This window comes from Roseovarius halophilus (ex Wu et al. 2025) (genome assembly GCF_047086965.1).
Map to the genome: position 1 here is coordinate 1 of NZ_JBKOTX010000534.1, position 638 is coordinate 638.

A 638-nucleotide genomic window follows, 5' to 3' on the forward strand; every position below is an offset into this window, starting at 1 on the left:
GCGCGGGCGAGCGGCCCGAGTTCCTGCGCCAGGCCGCCCTGCTGGCCGAGGCCTGGGGCGCGCCGCTGGTCGCCGAGCCGGGGCGGCACCATTTCGACGTTATCGACGGGCTGGCCGGCGCCGATCACCCCCTCACGCGGAGGCTGGCGGGCGACTGACAGGGCGATTGGCGCTTGGCGGCACGAAAATCTCGCGCCGGGCCACGCGCTCAGCCGCGCTGGCGCCTTTCTGCCGCTGACCCTGCTTGGGTCACGTGCGATTTGACCAGACGCCCTGCACCATGCCCCGCTACCCGCCCACGTCCCCAGGCGCGACCGATACGGATTTGACGATGGCGTGCAGCGCCGTGCCCTCGGCCAGCTCCAGCACCCTGACCGAGCGTTCGGTGATCCGCGCCAGCAGACGCCCCGCGGGCGTGTCCAGCGCCACCATGACCCCCGGCCCGGCCCCCGGCCGCACCTCGGCCACTCGGCCCGGCAGAATGTTGAGCGCCGAGAGCCCCTCGGGCCGCCCCCGCGACAGGATCACGTCATGGGCGGCGATGCGCAGCCGCAGCGCGGTGCCCGCCGCGCGGTCGATTCGAGGCAGGAACAGCCGTTGCCCGCCCGCCTCAAGCTCCGTCAGCCCATCGTCGTGAT

At 73.8% G+C, this 638-nt stretch carries 1 protein-coding gene; it reads right to left on the reverse strand.

Annotation, left to right across the window (positions count from 1 at the left end):
* Positions 1 to 288: 288 nt before the first annotated feature.
* A partial coding sequence (locus tag ACH107_RS33350) for a TOBE domain-containing protein (RefSeq protein ID WP_412509863.1) occupies positions 289 to 638 on the reverse strand: 350 nt, incomplete at its 5' end.